This is a genomic window from Modestobacter sp. SYSU DS0904 (assembly GCF_054051115.1).
The window spans coordinates 70,376-86,046 of record NZ_JBJHAQ010000012.1; the positions used below are offsets into that span (position 1 = coordinate 70,376).

General features: G+C 71.9%; 16 protein-coding genes and 1 tRNA gene. 3 read left to right on the forward strand and 14 right to left on the reverse strand.

Annotated elements, in window-relative coordinates; translation table 11 throughout:
• Positions 1-9: 9 nt before the first annotated feature.
• Positions 10-597, forward strand: a complete 588-nt coding sequence (locus tag ACI79U_RS10335) for a GyrI-like domain-containing protein (protein ID WP_457067346.1) — start codon at positions 10-12, stop codon at positions 595-597.
• 259 nt (positions 598-856) lie between these two features.
• Here the strand turns inward: ACI79U_RS10335 and ACI79U_RS10340 are convergent, their stop codons facing one another.
• The 3 genes from ACI79U_RS10340 to ACI79U_RS10350 are packed head-to-tail and all read right to left on the reverse strand — an operon-like array spanning position 857 to position 2,518.
• Positions 857-1,219, reverse strand: a complete 363-nt coding sequence (locus ACI79U_RS10340; RefSeq protein ID WP_457067349.1) for a hypothetical protein — start codon at positions 1,217-1,219, stop codon at positions 857-859.
• Positions 1,216-2,115: a helix-turn-helix transcriptional regulator gene (locus ACI79U_RS10345; RefSeq protein WP_457067351.1), complete on the reverse strand. Its 900-nt coding sequence runs from the start codon at positions 2,113-2,115 to the stop codon at positions 1,216-1,218. The genes ACI79U_RS10340 and ACI79U_RS10345 overlap by 4 nt, the downstream gene beginning before the upstream one ends.
• Position 2,116: 1 nt before the next feature.
• Entirely contained in the window at positions 2,117-2,518 is a 402-nt protein-coding gene (locus tag ACI79U_RS10350) for a nuclear transport factor 2 family protein (protein ID WP_457067353.1), read from the reverse strand.
• Positions 2,519-2,674: 156 nt separating this feature from the next.
• Here ACI79U_RS10350 and ACI79U_RS10355 point away from each other — a divergent pair, with 156 nt between their 5' ends.
• Positions 2,675-3,412, forward strand: a complete 738-nt coding sequence (locus tag ACI79U_RS10355) for an alpha/beta fold hydrolase (RefSeq protein WP_457067355.1) — start codon at positions 2,675-2,677, stop codon at positions 3,410-3,412.
• A gap of 191 nt (positions 3,413-3,603) precedes the next feature.
• Here ACI79U_RS10355 and ACI79U_RS10360 read toward each other — a convergent pair.
• From ACI79U_RS10360 to ACI79U_RS10410, 11 genes are all read right to left on the reverse strand, one after another.
• Positions 3,604-3,677: transfer RNA gene (locus ACI79U_RS10360), tRNA-Pro, on the reverse strand.
• Between the two features lie 86 nt (positions 3,678-3,763).
• Positions 3,764-5,161 (reverse strand): ribosome biogenesis GTPase Der, encoded by a 1,398-nt coding sequence (der, locus tag ACI79U_RS10365; RefSeq protein ID WP_457067357.1) that lies wholly within the window; start codon positions 5,159-5,161, stop codon positions 3,764-3,766.
• A complete protein-coding gene (gene cmk, locus ACI79U_RS10370) occupies positions 5,158-5,850 on the reverse strand; it encodes a (d)CMP kinase (RefSeq protein WP_457067359.1) in 693 nt (230 codons plus the stop codon). Before cmk ends, der begins: the two co-directional genes overlap by 4 nt.
• A gap of 17 nt (positions 5,851-5,867) precedes the next feature.
• A complete protein-coding gene (gene aroH / locus ACI79U_RS10375; protein ID WP_457067362.1) occupies positions 5,868-6,230 on the reverse strand; it encodes a chorismate mutase in 363 nt (120 codons plus the stop codon).
• A 116-nt stretch (positions 6,231-6,346) separates the two neighbouring features.
• Complete coding sequence (locus ACI79U_RS10380) at positions 6,347-7,264, reverse strand: aldose 1-epimerase family protein (RefSeq protein ID WP_457067364.1); 918 nt, start codon at positions 7,262-7,264, stop codon at positions 6,347-6,349.
• The gene (locus ACI79U_RS10385; RefSeq protein ID WP_457067366.1) at positions 7,261-8,334 is read right to left on the reverse strand and encodes an ABC transporter ATP-binding protein; all 1,074 of its coding nucleotides are present in this window, start codon (positions 8,332-8,334) and stop codon (positions 7,261-7,263) included. The genes ACI79U_RS10380 and ACI79U_RS10385 overlap by 4 nt, the downstream gene beginning before the upstream one ends.
• A gap of 95 nt (positions 8,335-8,429) precedes the next feature.
• Complete coding sequence (gene xylB, locus ACI79U_RS10390) at positions 8,430-9,866, reverse strand: xylulokinase (protein WP_457067369.1); 1,437 nt, start codon at positions 9,864-9,866, stop codon at positions 8,430-8,432.
• 58 nt (positions 9,867-9,924) lie between these two features.
• Positions 9,925-11,115 carry a xylose isomerase gene (xylA, locus tag ACI79U_RS10395; protein ID WP_457067372.1) on the reverse strand — a complete coding sequence of 397 codons (1,191 nt, stop codon included), beginning with the start codon at positions 11,113-11,115 and terminating at the stop codon, positions 9,925-9,927.
• A 49-nt stretch (positions 11,116-11,164) separates the two neighbouring features.
• The gene (locus tag ACI79U_RS10400; protein ID WP_457067375.1) at positions 11,165-12,076 is read right to left on the reverse strand and encodes a carbohydrate ABC transporter permease; all 912 of its coding nucleotides are present in this window, start codon (positions 12,074-12,076) and stop codon (positions 11,165-11,167) included.
• Entirely contained in the window at positions 12,073-12,948 is an 876-nt protein-coding gene (locus tag ACI79U_RS10405; RefSeq protein WP_457067377.1) for a carbohydrate ABC transporter permease, read from the reverse strand. The genes ACI79U_RS10400 and ACI79U_RS10405 overlap by 4 nt, the downstream gene beginning before the upstream one ends.
• A 45-nt stretch (positions 12,949-12,993) precedes the next feature.
• Entirely contained in the window at positions 12,994-14,304 is a 1,311-nt protein-coding gene (locus ACI79U_RS10410) for an ABC transporter substrate-binding protein (RefSeq protein WP_457067379.1), read from the reverse strand.
• 317 nt (positions 14,305-14,621) lie between these two features.
• Here ACI79U_RS10410 and ACI79U_RS10415 point away from each other — a divergent pair, with 317 nt between their 5' ends.
• Entirely contained in the window at positions 14,622-15,620 is a 999-nt protein-coding gene (locus ACI79U_RS10415; protein ID WP_457067381.1) for a LacI family DNA-binding transcriptional regulator, read from the forward strand.
• The last annotated feature ends 51 nt before the right edge of the window (positions 15,621-15,671 follow it).

Here is a 15,671-nt window from a genome sequence, read left to right on the forward strand (position 1 = left end):
GAACACGCCATGTCAGGCAACCGCTCCACCCCACACCTCCACGCCGCCGACGAGCCCGAGGTCGTGCGCACCCCGGCCGTCCACTACGTCTCCATCAGCGGCTCCGGCGCCCCGGGGACCGACGAGTTCTACCGCAAGAAGGCCGCCGTCGCCGAGATCGCCCGGGTCCTGGACGAGGGCGACTCCGAGCCGGTGGTGAAGATCCAGTACTGGTACCCGGCAGGCTCGACGCCCGTCGAGATCGCCGACTTCTACAGCGTCAACCCGATCCCCTCACTCCGGTACCGGGTGCTGGCGCTGGTCCCTGCCGACACGACGGCGGACGACCTCGCCGCAGCACGTGCCCGCGCGGCGAGCCGCACCGATGTGGACGAGATGGAACTGTTCGCGCTGCCCGAGCAGGACGTCGTGCAGGTGATGCACCATGGGCCCTTCGCAGAGGAGTTCGGGACGCTCGCCCGACTCGGCGAGTTCGCCCAAGGTCTCGGTCTGCACCGCAACGGGCCCCACCACGAACTCCACCTGGACGGCTTCACCCGGGAGACTCCCCAGCACTCCCTCCGCACGATCCTCCGCGACCCCGTCGCACAGGCATAGCTGGAGGATGTGCGGGTGCTGGGATCAGCTGATCCCAGCACCCGCACATCGGTGCTTCCCACCGCCACTCGACGCGCGTCGCGGGGGCTCCCGGGCTCGTCGAGAGTCGGGCACCACGGCCCCGTTCGACGGGACCGCAAGGCGTGCCGGAGTCGGTCCCGGGCTCTCCACCGGCAGGTCCCGGCACGGGGGCGCTACTCGGGGAGGCCGTGGTCGCTCGGGGATCCGCCGGCCTGCTCATCAGGTCACAGGCAGGAGTTCAGGGCTGAGCCGTGGGTCCGCCGGCCGAGGGGGCGAGGCCGTGCTCGATCCTGTCCATGGTGTCCGCGAAGGCAGCGGAGATGTCGATGCCGAGGCGCTCGGCGATGACGATCACCCACCACAGCGACTCGGACAGCTTGTGTGCCAGCTGCGCATCGACGTCGCCGGCGATCTCCCAGGTCCCGTCATGGGCCAGGACCAGTCGACCGACGGTGCCGACGTCGTTGCTGAAGCCCAGCATCAGCTCCTGGAGCGTCCACACCTGGCCGTTCATCCGACGTTCGATGGCCTCGTAGAGGGCTCGGACCTCCATCGCCCGCCGGCGTGCCGACTCCAGGTCGACCTGTTCGGGATGGTTCACGGTGACTCCTGTGTCTGTGTCGTGGGGAGAGCACCCGACTGCCGGAGACCTGGTGCGCCCTCGCGCTGAGTCGCCTCGATCGTGCCGAGGAGGGCCAGCGCGTCCTCGCTGGGACTGCCCGGCGCGGCGCTGGCCACGGTCAACTGCAGTCCCGGGGACTCGCGTACGTCGAACGTCTGGTAGGAGAGCTCGAGGTCGCCGACGGCGGGGTGCCGGATGTGCATGTGCACGGTCGTGAGTCCGGCGACCTCGTGGTCGTCCCACATGGCGGCGAACGCCGGGCTGCGGACGTAGAGGCGGCGCACGAGGGCGGCGACCTCGGGGTGGGGCGGCGAGAAGCCCGCGGCGAGGCGGATGCCGCTGACCGCGGCGTGCGCGGCGTCGTCCCAGTGCACGAAGTACGTCGGCGCGGTCGGGTCGAGGAACATGTACTGCATCACGTGGCCGTCGTGGTTGGCGGGAGCGATCAGCCCGGTCGCGATGTCGTTGGCCGCGATCACCCGGAAGGCGGGGTTCACCACGTAGGCCGCGGCCTTCGGGAAGGAGTTCATCAACTGCCGCAGGTGTGGGCTCAGCTGCTCGTCGGTCGCCCGGCACGTCGGGGCTAGCCGCGCCAGGCGGAAGGCGTGGTCACGGGCGTCGGCGCCGAGTTGCAAGGCGCGGGCGACCGCCTCCATGAGCTGCGGAGAGGGGGTGCGCTCGCGGCCCTGCTCGAGACGGGCGTAGTAGTCGGAGCTCACGCCGGCCAGCACGGCGACCTCTTCGCGGCGCAGGCCGGTCACGCGGCGGCTGCCGATGCTGGGCAACCCGGCGGACTCCGGGGTGATCCGTGCGCGTTGGGCCCGGAGGAAGTCCCCGAGCTCGTTGCCTCTCCCACCAGTGTGCGTTCCGGGCATGTCAGCTCCGTTCGGTGTTCACCATCACGAACCGGCTGCAGCGGCCGGACTCCTCGAAGGTCACGGTCCAGCGGTTGTCGAAATCGCCGAGCTTCGCGTACCGCCCGATCCCGGTGATGACGACGTCCCACCCGTCGATCGCGGTGATGGACCACTCGAACTCCCATCCGCCACTCTGCCAGTCCCACCGGCTGCGCCAGCCCTCGACGATCGCGTCCCGACCGATCCACTGCGTCTCGAAGGGCGATTCGTGGTACTCGGCGTCGTCGGTGAACAGGGCCTCGATGTCTGCGCGGGCGTTGCTCTTCCAGGCCGTCACGTAGCCCTCGACCCACCGGGTGATCGAGGCGGTCGTCGGGCCCGAGGCGTCCGGGAGGCCCACGTCTGCGGGGGCTGGCGTCATGGACCAGATGCTGCCCGCAGGTGCAGACGCCAGACAGGGTGCACTGCTCCCAGGGTGTCGCCCCCTTCACCGGCGAGTGCAACCCCAGCAGGGTCGGGGGCGGAGAACGTCTCCGCGTGATCCCCCTCGCTCGCCCCCTGAGAGGTGCACCCAGCCATGATCGATCCGACCCCCGAGCCCACCGTGGTCATCGTCCACGGCGCATGGACCGATGCGAGTTCCTTCGCGGGCGTCCAGCGCCTCCTGTCCCAGGAGGGCTACACGGTCCTCGAGTTCGCCAACCCGCTCCGTTCGCTGGCCGGCGATGCGGACTACCTCGCCACGTTCCTCCGGACGCGGACGAGCGGGCCCGTCGTCCTGGTGGGCCACTCCTACGGTGGCGCCCTCATCGGGGCCGCCGGGCTCGCCACGCCCGACGTGCGCTCCCTGGTCTACGTGAATGCGTTCGTCCCGGCCGAGGGCGAGAGCCTGCTCGACCTGCTCAACAGCCTCGGGCCCGTCGACCCGACTCAGCTGTTCGACATGGCGCCCTACCCCGGCGCCCCCGAGGGCGACGTCGACCTGTACATCCAGCGCGGGCCGTTCGAGCCGGCGTTCGCGACCGGTCTCTCCGAAGAGCTCCAGACGGAGTTCTACGCCAGGCAGCGTCCCATCACGTTCGCAGCCGTGGACGCGCCGGCGGCCCCGGGCCAGGCCTGGGAGCAGCTCCCCTCCTGGTACGTGGCCGGGAGGGTCGACGGGAGCATCCCGCTCGAGCTGCAGCTGCGGATGGCCGAGCGCGCAGGAGCGGCCGTCACCGAGGTCCAGGCCAGGCACCTGTCCATGGTCAGCCACCCCCGCGAGGTGGCAGACGTGATCAAGCAAGCTGCACGCGCCACCGCAACACACGCGTAGGCAGCCGTCGAGCGACTCGTGTCGGACAACTCGTGCTGGTCCCGAGGGGGCTGAACAGCCGCCGCAGTCGGCCTCAGACCGCTCCACCAGCAGGCCAGTACAGCAGCCCGTTGCGGTAGTGGACGCCCCCGAGGACGTCAGAGGCGGGCCGACCTGATGGTCGCCCCGCCTCTGACCTGCCACTTCTACTGTCGGGCTGACAGGATTTGAACCTGCGACCCCTTGACCCCCAGTCAAGTGCGCTACCAAGCTGCGCTACAGCCCGAGCGTCGGGTGCTTCCGGATGACCCGGCGGCCCCGATCGCTGCCCGAGCAGGTTACCGCACCCGGTCCCCTGCCCTGCGGGCCGGGTCAGCCCTTGCGGTCCCGCGCCCTGCTGTCGCGCACCTTGACCGACACGTCGATCGGCGTGCCCGCGAAGCCGAAGCGCTCGCGCAGCTTCCGCTCCAGGAACCGCCGGTAACCGGGCTCCAGGAAGCCCGTGGAGAACACCACGAACCGAGGCGGCCGGATGTCGGCCTGGGTGACGTACTTGATCTTCGGGGCCCGGCCACCCCGGGCCGGCGGCGGCGTCTCCTGCACCAGGGCCCGGATGAAGGTGTTCAGCTCCGCCGTGGGCACCCGGGTCTCCCAGCCGGCCAGGGCGGCCCTGAGGTGGCCGGCCAGCTTGTTCACCCCGCGCCCGGTGGTCGCCGAGATGTTGACCCGGCTGGCCCAGGTGATCCGGGCCAGGTCGCGGTCGATCTCACGTTCCAGCTGGGCGTGCCGGTCCTCGTCGACGTTGTCCCACTTGTTGAAGGCGATGACCAGCGCCCGGCCGGCCTCGATCACCTGGGTGATCACCCGCTGGTCCTGCTCGCTGATCACCTCGTCGGCGGCCAGCAGCACGACCGCGACCTCGGCGGCCTCGATGGCCGCCTCGGTCCGCAGGCTGGCGTAGTACTCGGTGCCGCTGGCGGTGTTCACCTTGCGGCGCAGCCCCGCGGTGTCGACGAACCGCCACTGCTCCCCGCCGAGGGTCACCAGGGAGTCGACCGGGTCGACGGTCGTGCCGGCCACCGAGTCGACGACCGAGCGCTCCTCCTTGGACAGCCGGTTGATCAGGCTGGACTTGCCGACGTTCGGCCGGCCGACCAGCGCGACGCGGCGGGGGCCGCCCACGTCGTCCTGCTCGCGCGGCGCCTCCGGCATCGCGTCCAGCACCAGGTCGAGCAGGTCACCGCTCCCCCGGCCGTGCAGGGCGCTGACGGTGAACGGCTCGCCGAGGCCGAGGGACCACAGCTCGGCCGCGCCGGCCTCCCCGCGCTCGTCGTCGACCTTGTTGGCCACCAGGATCACCGGGGTGGTGCTGCGGCGCAGCACCCGGGCGGCGGCCAGGTCGGTCTCCGTCGCCCCCACCGAGGCGTCCACGACCAGCACGATCACGTCGGCGGTCTTCATCGCGTACTCGGCCTGCCGGGCGATGGAGGCGGCCATGCCGCTGGCCCGGGGCTCCCAGCCGCCGGTGTCCATGACCATGAACGACCGGCCGTTCCACAGCGCCTGGTAGGAGATGCGGTCACGGGTGACGCCGGGGACGTCCTGCACCACCGCGGCGCGGCGGCCCAGGAACCGGTTCACCAGCGTGGACTTGCCCACGTTCGGTCGGCCGACGACGGCCACCACGGGCATCGGCCCGGTGTGCTCGGCGTCGATCGGGGCGGGGTCGGTGGAGGTGGGGTCCATCGGGGTGGGGTCGGTGGTGCTCATGCGGGGTCTCCCACTGCTGTGCTGGCCAGGTCGAGCACGCGCTCGACGACGGCCTCGCGGTCCAGCCCGGTGCTGTCGACGACGATCGCGTCCTCGGCCGGGCGCAGCGGGCTGTCGGCCCGGCTGCTGTCGTACTCGTCGCGGCGCCGGAGGTCGGCGGCGATCTGGGCGATGCGGGCGGGGTCGTGCACGCCCAGCTGCCCGGCGCGGCGCTCGGCGCGGACCTCGGGCGCGGCGGTCAGGTAGATCTTGCAGGTAGCCCCGGGCAGCACCACCGTGCCGATGTCCCGGCCCTCGACCACGACGGCGTCGGCCGCGGCGACGAGCGCACGCTGCCGGTCCACGAGCAGCCGCCGCACGGCCGGGACGGCCGACACCGGCGACACCGCCCGGGTCACCTCCGCGCCGCGGATGCGTGCGGCGACGTCGACGCCGTCCACCTGCACCAGCTCCGCCGCCGCCGAGGTGCCGATGCGGATGTCGGCCGCAGCGACGGCGCGGGCGATGCCCTCGGCGTCGTCCAGGTCGACCCCGGCGTCCAGCACGGCCACCGTGGCCGCGCGGTACATCGCGCCGGTGTCCAGGTAGTCCGCCCCCAGCCGGGTGGCGACCGCCCGGGCCACGCTCGACTTCCCGGTGCCCGAGGGCCCGTCCAGGGTCACCTGCCCCCGGAAGCGGAACTCGTTCACTTCTCGGTCCTCAGTGCTCACTGCGCGATGTCCCGGCGCAGCGCGACCGCACCCCGCAGGTAGACGTGCTGCACCTCGGCCCGGCTCAGCGGGGTGTCGACGTGCGCCATCAGCCGGAGCACCCGCGGCAGCGCGTGCGGCACGGCGATCTCGGTGGCGCACATCAACGGCACGTCCCCCAGGCCCAGCTCCCGCGCAGCCAGCGCGGGGAACTCCGACACCAGGTCGGGAGTGGCGGTGAACAGGATGCTGATCAGGTCGGGCGACTCCAGCTGGTTGCGCTCCAGCACGGTGGTCACCAGTTCCCGGGTGGCCTCCAGGACCTCGTCCCGGTCGTCGGCGACCACCTGCGTCGCACCCCGGATGGCTCGGACGGCCACGGCACTCTCCTCGATCGCTTCGGCACGCGGGTCGCCGCGCACCTCGGTCGAGTCTAGGGAGGCCGCGCCACCCGCCCGGGACGGCGGCCGACGGCCACCGTCCCGGGCGGGGCTGCTCAGCCGATCGGGCGGATGCCCCAGCGGCCGGTGACGGTCTCCCCCGGCTCCAGCCGGCGGACCCCCTCGCCGGTCTGCAGCGCGTTGGGCGGGCAGGTCATCGGCTCCACCGCCAGGCCACCGCGGCGGCGCGGCCCGACGACGACGTCGCCGGTGAACACCTGCACGTGGTCGTAGGAGTCGTCCATCCAGACGGCGGCGCCGCGGCCGTCCGGCCCGGTCAGCCGCACCTCGGCGAGCCCGTCGGGGCCACGCTCGAGGTCGGTGAAGGCGTGGTCGATCCGCAGGTCACCGATGAGCCGGCCCGCGCGCAGGTCGTACTCGGTGCCCTCGACCGGCGCCGACCCGGTCGGGATGCCGCGCTCGTCGGTCTCCAGCCGCGTGGCGCCGGGGGCGACCACCGTGCAGTCGTCGACCCGGAGCCCGGCCCCGGCCGCGAGGTAGGGGTGGTGCCCCTCGCCGTAGGGCAGCGCGGTGCCGCCCTCGTTGGTCGCGCTGGTGGTGACCGTCAGCCCCTCGGGCGACAGCTCGTAGCCGACCCGCAGGCGCAGCGCGAACGGGTAGCCCGGCTGCGGGTGCAGCAGGTGCTCCAGCGTGATCGCGTCGCTCGCGCGCTCGACCACCGACCAGCTGACGAACCGGACCAGCCCGTGGATCGCGTTGGACACCTCGGGCTCGTTGATGGGCAGCTGCTGCTCCTGACCGTCCCAGGTGTAGCGCCCGTCGCGCAGCCGGTTCGGCCACGGGGCGAGCACGTGCCCGCGGCCGAACTCCGCCAGCTCGTGCTCGGCGAACCCGTCGACGACCTCCCGGCCGCCGGTGCGGTAGGTGCGCAGCCCGCCGCCCACCTCGACGACGGTCACCTCCGCCCCGGCGCAGGAGAGCAGGTACTGCTGCCCGGTGGGGAGCACCGTCATCCGATGCGCTCGCCGCTCGCGGAGTCGAACAGGTGCACGTGGCCACGGCGCGGGCTGACGTGCAGCACGTCGCCCTTCTCCGGCGGGGTGCGGCCGTCGGCGCGGGCGATGATGTCGTGCTCGGCGTCGCCGACCTTGGTGCGCCCGTAGACGTAGGCGTCGGCGCCGAGCACCTCGACGACGTCGACCTCGACGGTCAGGCCGTGCTCGGCGAACTCGATGTCCTCGGGCCGGATGCCGACGGTGACCTTGTTGCCGGTGGACTGGCCCAGCACCTCGCGCGGGACCGGGTAGACGGTGTCGCCGAAGGAGACCCCGCCGTCGACGACGTCCAGGTCGAACAGGTTCATCGCCGGGGAGCCGATGAAGCCGGCGACGAAGACGTTCTTCGGCTGGTCGTAGAGCTCCCGGGGCTTGCCGGCCTGCATGAGCAGCCCGTCCTTAAGCACCGCGACGCGGTCGCCCATGGTCATGGCCTCGGTCTGGTCGTGGGTGACGTAGACCGTGGTGACGCCCAGCCGGCGCTGCAGCGAGGCGATCTGGGTGCGGGTCTGCACGCGCAGCTTGGCGTCGAGGTTGGACAGCGGCTCGTCCATCAGGAACACCTGCGGGCTGCGGACGATGGCGCGGCCCATGGCGACGCGCTGGCGCTGACCACCGGAGAGCGCCTTCGGTTTGCGGTCCAGGTAGGGCTCGAGGTCCAGCAGCCGGGCCGCCTCCTCGACGCGGGCGCGGCGGTCCTCCTTGCCGATGCCGGCCATCTTGAGCGCGAAGCCCATGTTGTCGGCGACGCTCATGTGCGGGTACAGCGCGTAGTTCTGGAACACCATCGCGATGTCCCGGTCCTTCGCGGCGACGTCGGTGACGTCGCGGCCGCCGATCAGGATGCGCCCGCCGTCGATCTCCTCCAGGCCGGCGAGCATGCGGAGCGAGGTCGACTTCCCGCAGCCCGACGGGCCGACGAGCACGAGGAACTCACCGTCCTCGATCTCCAGGTTGAGCGCGTCCACCGCGGGGCGCTCGGCCCCTGCGTACAGACGGGTCGCGTGGTCGTAGGTGACAGACGCCATCGTGTGGTCCTCCTACCGGCAGGAACGTGCCGGACGATCCGAGTGGGTGGGGTCACATCTTGCTGTACTGGTCGTGCGGCCTGACGGCGTGCGGGTCACACCCGTCCGGCGGTCATGTCCCGGACCTCGGCGTAGCGCTCCCGCACGTGCGGGACCGGATCGGCCTCGTAGGTCTCCGTGCTGGTGGCCGGCCAGACCGGCGGGGTGTCCCCGCCGGCGAGCGTCCAGGCCGCCTGCCGCGCCGCGCCGTCGGCCACGTACTCCCCCGGCGGGGGGACGAGCACCGGGACGCCGAGCACCGCCGGAGCGAGACGGCGGACCGCCTCGGACCGGGCGCCCCCGCCGACCAGCAGCACCCGGCGGACCGGGTTGCCGAGGGCGGCGATCGCCTCCAGGCCGTCGGCCAGCCCGCACAGCAGGCCCTCCACCGCGGCCCGCGCCAGGTGCGCGGGGTCGCTGGTGGCCAGGGTCAGCCCGTGCAGAGCACCGGTGGCGTGCGGGCGGTCGGGGGTCCGCTCCCCCTCGAGGTAGGGCACCATCACCAGCCCGCCGGAGCCGGCCGGTGCGGTGAGCGCCAGCCGGGACAGCTCGTCGTGGTCGACCCCGAGCAGCCGGGCGGTGGCGTCCAGCACCCGGGCGGCGTTGAGCGTCACGACCAGCGGCAGGAAGTTGCCCGTGGCGTCGGCGAAGCCGGCGACGGTCCCCGAGGGGTCGGCCGAGGGGGTGGTGGAGACGGTGGAGACGACCCCGGAGGTGCCGATGGAGAGGACGACGTCCCCGGGCTCGGCGTTGATGCCCAGCGCGGCCGCGGCGTTGTCGCCGGAGCCCGGGCCGAGCACCGCACCGCCGTCGGCGGCCAGCGCACCCGCGGCCACCTGCCCGGCCCGCTCGGCCGGCCCGAGCACCCGGGGCAGCGCCGGGGCGTGCCCGAGGGCCCGCTCCAGCAGGTCGGTGCGGTACTCCCCGGTGAACGGCGACCAGTAGCCGGTGCCACTGGCGTCGCCCCGGTCGGTGACCAGTGCCTCCAGCCCCGGCGAGCCGGCCAACCGCCAGGTCAGCCAGTCGTGCGGGAGGCAGACCCCGGCCGTCCGCGCCGCGTTCTCCGGCTCGTGCTCGGCCAGCCACCGCAGCTTGGTGACGGTGAACGAGGCGACCGGCACCAGCCCGACCGCGTCGGACCAGGCCCGGCGGCCGGCGTCGTCGTCCCCGTCGCCGAGCTCGGCGATGAGGTCGGTCGCGGCGCCGGCCGACCGGGTGTCGTTCCACAGCAGCGCGGGGCGCACCACCTGGCCGGCCTCGTCGAGGCAGACCATGCCGTGCTGCTGCCCGCCGACGGCGACCGCGGCGACGTCGCCCAGGCCACCGGCGGAGTCGATCGCCTCCCGCAGCGCCGCCTCCCAGGCAGCCGGGTCGACCTCGGTGCCGTCGGGGTGCGACGCCCGGCCCTCCCGGACCAGGGCGCCGCTCTCGGCGTCCCGCACCACGACCTTGCACGACTGGGTCGACGAGTCGACCCCCGCGACCAGCGTCATGCTCCCGCCACCTGTGTCCCCACCGATCGTGTCACTGCTGCGTTCGGTTCCTCGTCGGTCAGCGGGCGCCGAGCAGGTGCTCGACCATCAGCTGGTCGACCCGGACCACGCCGGCGCCCCGCTTGGCCACGGCGTCGGCGTCGAAGTCCTCGAACGCCGAGCGGTCGGCCAGCAGGTCCTCGAAGGTCTCCCCCGCGCCCAGGGTGGACTGCCGCAGCTCCGGCACGCGCGCGGCGGCGAGCGCCTCCTGCACCTCGGGGTCGGCCCGGAAGGCCGCGGCCCGCTCCTTGAGCATGAGGTAGGTGCGGATGTTCGCCGCGGCCGAGCGCCACACGCCGTCCATGTCCTCGGTGCGCAGCGGCTTGTAGTCGAAGTGCCGCGGGCCGTCGTAGGCCGGGGCGCCGTCGACGCCGCCGTTCTCCAGCAGGTCGACGGTGGAGAAGGCCTGCAGCAGGTCGCCGTGGCCGAACACCAGGTCCTGGTCGAACTTGGGGCCGTGCTGGCCGTTGAGGTCGATGTGGAACAGCTTGCCCGCCCACAGCGCCTCGGCGATGCCGTGGGTGAAGTTGAGGTTCGCCATCTGCTCGTGCCCGGTCTCGGGGTTGAGCCCCACCAGGTGCGAGTGCTCGAGCTTGGCGATGAAGCCCAGCGCGTGCCCGATGGTGGGCAGGAAGATGTCGCCGCGGGGCTCGTTGGGCTTGGGCTCCAGGGCGAAGCGCAGGCCGTAGCCGCGGGACTCGGAGTAGGCGGCCAGCGTGTCGATGGCCTCGGCGTAGCGGTCCAGCGCGGCGATGAGGTCCTTGGCCATGTCGACCTCGGCGCCCTCGCGGCCACCCCACAGCACGTAGGTCTGGGCGCCCAGCTCGGCGGCCAGGTCCATGTTCCGCATGACCTTGCGCATCGCGTAGCGACGCACCTCGCGGTCGTTGGCGGTCAGCCCGCCCTCCTTGAACACCGGGTGGGTGAACAGGTTCGTCGTCACCATCGGCACGACCAGCCCGGTCTCGTCCAGGGCGGCCCGGAAGCGCTTGATGTGCGCGTCCCGCGCGGCGGTGTCGCTGCCGAACGGGATGACGTCGTCGTCGTGGAAGGTGACGCCGTAGGCGCCGATCTCGGCGAGCCGGTGCACCGACTCGACCACGTCCACCGGCGCGCGGGTCGCGGTGCCGAACGGGTCGGCGGCCGGCCAGCCGACCGTCCAGAGGCCGAAGGTGAACTTGTCCTCGCGCGTGGGCTGGAGGCTGGTCATCAGGGGATTTCCTCTCGAGTGCTGGCGGTTCAGGAGGTGTACCGGGCGGTCACTTGCCGAAGCCGGCCGTCAGGCCGCCCAGCAGGTAGCGCCGACCGAACAGGTACAGCAGGAAGATCGGGACGACCGACAGCGTGACAGCCGCCAGCAGGCCGGGCACGTTGGTGCCGAACTGCCCCTGGAAGTCCCACAGGCCCAGGGTGAGCACCCGGGTGTCCTTGGACTGGGTGAGCACCAGGGGGAACAGGAAGCCGTTCCAGGCGTTCAGCGCGGTGAACACCGAGATGGTGGTGATCGCCGGCTTGGCCAGCGGGAGCACCAGGCTGCGCAGCACCGCGAACGGCCCGGCCCCGTCGAGGGTCTGCGCCTCGTACAGCTCCTTCGGGATGTCCCGCAGGCTGTTGGTCATCACCAGCAGCGCCACCGGCATGGCGTAGGCCGCCGTCGGCAGGATGACGGCCAGCAGGGTGTCGTACAGCCGCATCTGGGTGATGAGCAGGTACACCGGGATGATCGTCGCCTGGGCCGGGATGGCGAGGCCGATCAGCATGATCGAGAAGCCGCGCTGCACCAGGGGTCCGGTGTTGCGGGCGATGGCGTAGGCCGCCGGCACGCACAGCCCCACCACGATCGCGATCGTGGCGATGGTGACGATGGCGGTGTTGACCAGGTAGGTCGGGAAGCCGCCCTGGAGGACCGTCGAGTAGTTCTCCGCGGTCGGGTCCGCCGGCGGGTTCAGCGGGTTGGTCGACAGGTAGTCCGTCCGGGTGCGGAAGCTCGCCGCCACCAGGTAGTACAGCGGGACGGCGACGATGGCCAGCCACAGGGTGGCCAGCACGCCGGCGAGGTAGTTGGGCCGCTCCCGGCGGCCGCTCGCACTGCCGCCGCGGCGGGGCGGCTGGGAGGCGGACGAGCCCGCGCTGATGGTCTCCGGGTCGATGGCGGTCTGGGCCACGGTCACGCGCCTTCCTGCTCGCTCTGCATGTCGCGGAAGCCGGTCGCCCTCGTCACGACCAGGGACAGCACACCACCCAGCACGAGCAGGAGCACCGCGATGGCGCTCGCGTAGCCGAGCTCGTAGGCGCTGAACCCGGTGATGTACATGTACAGCGGCGCCACGCGGGTCGCCGTGCCGGGACCGCCGCCGGTCAGGATCAGGATCGTGTCGAACGTGGTGAACGAGCCCACCAGCATCAACACGGACGAGGTGATGACCGTGTAGCGCAGCAGCGGCAGCGTGATCGAGAAGAACTGCTTGAACCGCCCGGCACCGTCGATCGTGGCGGCCTCGTAGAGGCTGGCCGGGATCCCGCGGGTGGCGGCTTGGTACAGCAGCGTGTGGAACGGGATGTACTGCCAGCTCACCACGAACACCACGGTGTAGACGACGATCGAGGTGTCACCGAGGAAGTTGAACCGGTCCAGGAACGGCAACGCCTGGGTGACGCCGAAGTTGGTGTCGAGCACCGACCGCCACAGCAGGGCGATGGCGGCGGTGGACAGCAGCAGCGGCAGGAAGAACAGGGTGCTCAGCACCGCCCGGTTCCGCTGCCTGCCGGCCGCCCAGACCCCGATCACCAGCGCGATCGGGGTCTGGACGAGCCAGGACAGGACCATGAACACGAAGGTCAGCCGCAGCGAGGCGAGCGCCTCGCCGTCCTGCGCCAGCCGCGTCCAGTTCTCCGTCCCGGACAGGCCCGGAAAGCCGAAGCCCCTCCAGTCGGTGAAGCTGAGGTACACGACCAGCACCATGGGCACCAGCGCGAACAGCCCGAAGAAGAGCAGTGCCGGTGTGGCGTACCAGGCAGACGGTCGCTCCAGACCCGTCTGCACCGATGACCTTCGTGACTTCATGATCTACCGCTCTCGTTCGATCTCTCAGCCGGCCAGCGCGTCGACGAAGCCCTGGGCGTCGATCTCGCCGAGGAAGAAGCGCGACAGCTGCTCCAGCATCTCGTTCGCCTCGTCAGAGGTGAGGTCCTGGTCCCAGGACAGCTGGAAGTTGTCCGCCTCGACGGTGGAGTCGTACACGAACGTCGCGTGGTCGCCGTTCTCGGTGGCCTCGAGCTGGTCGCGGATGCCCTGAACCGGCGGCACGTCCCCGGCCTCGATGAGGTCGGTGATGTACTCGTCGCTGGTCAGCTGGGTCCGCAGGTACTCGCGGGCCGTCTCCTTGCTGTCGGAGTTGGCGGTCAGCGAGTAGAAGTTCGACACGTTGCCGACCAGGTTCGACGGGTCGCCCTCGCCACCCTCGACCGCCGGGAACTCCGCCCAGCCGAGGTCACCGGCGGCGACGAAGTCCGGGCTCTGGTCCAGCTGGTTGGTGAACTCCCAGGAACCCATCAGGTGGAAGCCCGCGTCGCCCTGGGCGAGGATCGTCGAGGCGCCGCCGACGTCGTAGCCGACGGAGGCGAAGTCGGTGCCGAAGGCACCGCGCTCGATGAAGTCCTGCAGCAGCGTCATGGCCTCGAGGACCTCGGGCTGCTCCCAGCCGCCGGCCTGGTCGTCGCGGATGTTCTGGAAGACCTCCGGCCCACCGACACGGTCGAGCAGGTACTCGGCCCACATCAGCTCGGTCCACGCCTGGTTGCCGGCCAGGGCGACCGGGGTCTTGCCCGCGGCCTTCAGCTGGTCGACCGCGGTCAGCATCTCGTCCCAGGTGGTCGGGACGGTGGCGCCGGCCTCGTCGAGGACCGCCTGGTTGTAGTAGAGGAACACCGGCTGCATGCCGCGCATCGGCAGGCCGTAGTTCGTTCCGTCCAGCTCCGCGCCGGCGAGGACGCTGGGCAGGAACGCCTCGCGCAGCTCGGGGTTCTCGTCGAGCAGCGGGGTCAGGTCCTCGACCTCACCGGCGTCGACGTACTCCTTGAGGTTGCCGCCGCCCCAGTTGAAGAAGAGATCCGGCGCGGTCGGGGTGCCGATCGCGATGCGGAGCCGCTGCTTGTACGGGTCGTTGCCGAACGTCGTGAGTTCGGCCTCGCCGGTCTCGGACTGCTCGTTGAAGCGCTCGATGGAGCCCTCGAGGATGGGCTGGAGCGCAGCATCCTGCAGCGCCCAGATGGTGGCGGTGTCACCGCCACCGCCACCATCACCGCCGCCGGGCCCGGAGGACCCGCAGGCGGCCATGGAGCCGATGAGGACGAGGGACGTGGCCGATGCGGCCACACGGGTCAGACGCCGGGAGTTCATCCCACGCACCTTCCTGTTTCGTCGTTGAAAACCGAAAGTTTCGGGCAGTTGCGAGAACGTAAGACACGCCACGATCCGGTGTCAACGACGGGGTACCTCCGCAACGGAACGGTGTCCAAGCCGTGACATTCGACTCGATCGCGCCAGTCTGCACCCTCTCGGACCGGCCGCCGCGGGCAGGGAGTTTCGATAATTGCCGAGGTGTGGCTAGCATCCGTTTCCACGCCGACAGCGACGCCGGCCCGCCCGGCGCTGCCTGCCGTGGGGGCGGCCTCGACGCAGCCGGCACCCGCATGCCGACCCCGGGAGGACCGACAGTGGCTGCCCCACAGGTGGGCCGGCCGACGCTGGCGAGCATCGCCGCGGCGGCCGGCGTCTCGCTGCCGACCGTCTCCAAGGTGGTCAACGGCAAGCAGGACGTCGCCCCCGCCACGCGAGCGCACGTGCAGAAGTTCCTCGAGCAGCACAACTACGTGCCGCTCACCCGCAAGGCCTCCGAGAGCCTCCTGGTCGACGTCGTCTTCACCGCCCTGGACAGCCCCTGGGCGATCGAGATCCTCCGCGGCATCACCGAGAGCGGGCTGGAGGTCGTGGTCAACGCGCTGAGCCAGGCCCCCGGCAACGACTGGGTGCAGCAGCTCATCGCCGGCGGGCGCCGCGGGGCCATCGTGGTCACCTCCCGGCTCACCCCCGCCGACCAGCGCCGGCTCGGCCGCTCCCGGCTGCCCGTCGTCGTCATCGACCCGGTGGACATGCCCGGTCAGGACGTGCCGAGCGTGGGCGCCACCAACTGGGCGGGCGGGCTGGCCGCCACCGAGCACCTCATCGAGCTCGGGCACCGGCGGATCGCGGCCATCGGCGGGCCCGAGCCCTTCCTGTGCAGCCGCGCCCGCCTGGACGGCTACCGCGCCGCACTGGACCGGGCCGGCATCGCCGTCGACCCGCAGCTGCTACGGCACGGCAACTTCCACCACGAGGGCGGCTACGAGCAGGCCCGCCTGCTGCTGGAGCTGCCCGACCGGCCGACGGCGGTCTTCGCCGGCAGCGACGAGCAGGCCTTTGGCGTCATGGAGGCGGCCCGGCAGGCGGGGCTCTCGGTGCCCGCGGACCTGAGCGTGGTCGGCTTCGACGACCTGCCGATGGCGCGCTGGTCCTCCCCGCCGCTGACCACCGTGTGCCAGCCGCTGGCCGACATGGGCCGGATGGCCGGCCGGGTGCTGACCGAGCTGATCACCGGCGAGGAGCTGGCCACCCAGCGGGTGGAGCTCGCCACCCACCTGGTCACCCGCGCCTCCACCGCACCGCCCCGTACCTGACCACCGGCGACCCGAGCTCGCCGCCGCTGAACCGGACCACCAGGAGCACCA

Coding starts and splice junctions, on each gene's coding strand:
- ACI79U_RS10410 (WP_457067379.1), bottom strand. CDS start 14,304: ATGAACTCCCGGCGTCTGACCCGTGTGGCCGCATCGGCCACGTCCCTC.
- ACI79U_RS10345 (WP_457067351.1), bottom strand. CDS start 2,115: ATGCCCGGAACGCACACTGGTGGGAGAGGCAACGAGCTCGGGGACTTC.
- ACI79U_RS10355 (WP_457067355.1), top strand. CDS start 2,675: ATGATCGATCCGACCCCCGAGCCCACCGTGGTCATCGTCCACGGCGCA.
- xylB (WP_457067369.1), bottom strand. CDS start 9,866: ATGACGCTGGTCGCGGGGGTCGACTCGTCGACCCAGTCGTGCAAGGTC.
- ACI79U_RS10350 (WP_457067353.1), bottom strand. CDS start 2,518: ATGACGCCAGCCCCCGCAGACGTGGGCCTCCCGGACGCCTCGGGCCCG.
- der (WP_457067357.1), bottom strand. CDS start 5,161: ATGAGCACCACCGACCCCACCCCGATGGACCCCACCTCCACCGACCCC.
- ACI79U_RS10335 (WP_457067346.1), top strand. CDS start 10: ATGTCAGGCAACCGCTCCACCCCACACCTCCACGCCGCCGACGAGCCC.
- ACI79U_RS10380 (WP_457067364.1), bottom strand. CDS start 7,264: ATGACGGTGCTCCCCACCGGGCAGCAGTACCTGCTCTCCTGCGCCGGG.
- ACI79U_RS10385 (WP_457067366.1), bottom strand. CDS start 8,334: ATGGCGTCTGTCACCTACGACCACGCGACCCGTCTGTACGCAGGGGCC.
- xylA (WP_457067372.1), bottom strand. CDS start 11,115: ATGACCAGCCTCCAGCCCACGCGCGAGGACAAGTTCACCTTCGGCCTC.